The organism is Gilliamella sp. wkB18, from assembly GCF_001690875.1.
Classification (GTDB): Bacteria; Pseudomonadota; Gammaproteobacteria; order Enterobacterales; family Orbaceae; genus Gilliamella; species Gilliamella apicola_A.
This window is the reverse complement of the sequence record NZ_LZHM01000039.1, coordinates 1-1,518: the sequence shown is the minus strand read 5'-3', so window position 1 is coordinate 1,518 and position 1,518 is coordinate 1. Positions and strand designations below refer to the sequence as shown.

At 35.9% G+C, this 1,518-nt stretch carries 2 protein-coding genes; both read left to right on the top strand.

Annotation, left to right across the window (positions count from 1 at the left end; translation table 11 throughout):
• Nucleotides 1–164 precede the first annotated feature (164 nt).
• The gene (locus tag A9G48_RS03350) at nt 165–989 is read left to right on the top strand and encodes a DUF6708 domain-containing protein (protein ID WP_065575780.1); all 825 of its coding nucleotides are present in this window, start codon (nt 165–167) and stop codon (nt 987–989) included.
• Nucleotides 990–1,032: 43 nt separating this feature from the next.
• Nucleotides 1,033–1,518: DUF6708 domain-containing protein (locus tag A9G48_RS03345; protein WP_218057793.1), on the top strand; the 486-nt coding region annotated here is incomplete at its 3' end.

Sequence of the window (1,518 nt, the reverse complement as noted above, 5' to 3'; positions counted from 1 at the left end):
TCACCTAACGGTAATAACCTGGGTAGCGGGCACCTTTGCTTATGATCTAATAAATAACTACCAAATCAATATCAGCCCTAATGCACAAGATGATAACGAAATCCCGCTTATCATTAATCGAAGCAGTAACCAATTTCACGATGAATAAATAAAAGGAGAATAAAATGCCATCAAAATACCGCCCGCAAATCTTTGGTTGGTTTGGGGATCTAGATAAAGGTCCTTATAGTGTACCTTTGCATGACGATCGCTTAAGTTATGCCAATAATACCTATTGTGCCTTTATTCGTCAGATTCCTTCTGATCAAGCTTTTTATTTATGTATTTACATCATTGCTGTTATCCTTTTATGCTCTGCAGTAGTTCTATTATCTATATTGACTTATTTATGTAATCCAATTTTACAAACTAACATATTTTTAGTGGCATTAAGTGGTGTTATTTTATGCTTTATTGCTATGTATCTTGTTATTCCAGAAATCTATCAGAATCTATTTTCCCGCCATGGCAGCCCCATTATATTTAATCGTAAAACCGGTAAAGTCTATGTTAATGAAAGTTACTTTTTTAACTTTAAAGTATTACGGCATCCTGCGGTATTTTTACAACCGAAAAAACGCCGAATAAAAGAGTATGATTGGGACGATTTGCACGGTGTTATTATTCATAATATGTCACGTAATGCCTTAAGTTCAACCGTGTTAATGGTGTGCCAACCGGGCACGCACCAAGTGATAGATCATATTATGTTAGATCCTGCTCGAGCCGGTGCAGGAAGTACATTTGTTTGGGGGTGGATCAATAGTTTTATGGTGCATTATAAATCTGCCAATATCGATGACGGCGAATATAAGTCAGATCAAGAAGCGGAATTTAAAGCCCATAGGATTGAAGGTGAAGGCTGGCCCGAATGGATGGTCGAAGCGTTTAATGCCACATCGCAAGAAGAGCTCGCCGAAATCAAACAACGGTACCATATAACGGAATAACCCAGATGATTAAGGAATAAGGAATAAGGAATAAGGAATAATTATGCCATCAAAATACCGCCCGCAAATTCTTGGTTGGTTTGGGGATCTAGATAAAGGTCCTTATAGTGTACCTTTGCATGACGATCGCTTAAGTTATGCCAATAATACCTATTGTGCCTTTATTCGTCAGATTCCTTCTGATCAAGCTTTTTATTTATGTATTCATATGATTATTGTTATCTTTCTATGCCCGACAATAGTTTTATTATCTATATTAATTTATTTATGTAATCCAATTTTAGAAACTAAATTATTTTTGGCAACATTAGTTGGAGTAATAGCAAGTTGTTGTGCTGTATATTATGCTGTTCCTCAACTATATCATTATCTGTTCTCCCGCCGTGGCAGCCCCATTATATTCAATCGTAAAACCGGTAAAGTCTATGTTAACGAAAGTTACTTTTTTAACTTTAAGTTTTTACATCACCCTTCGGTATTTTTACAACCGAAAAAACGCCGAATAAAAGAATATGATTGGGACGATTTG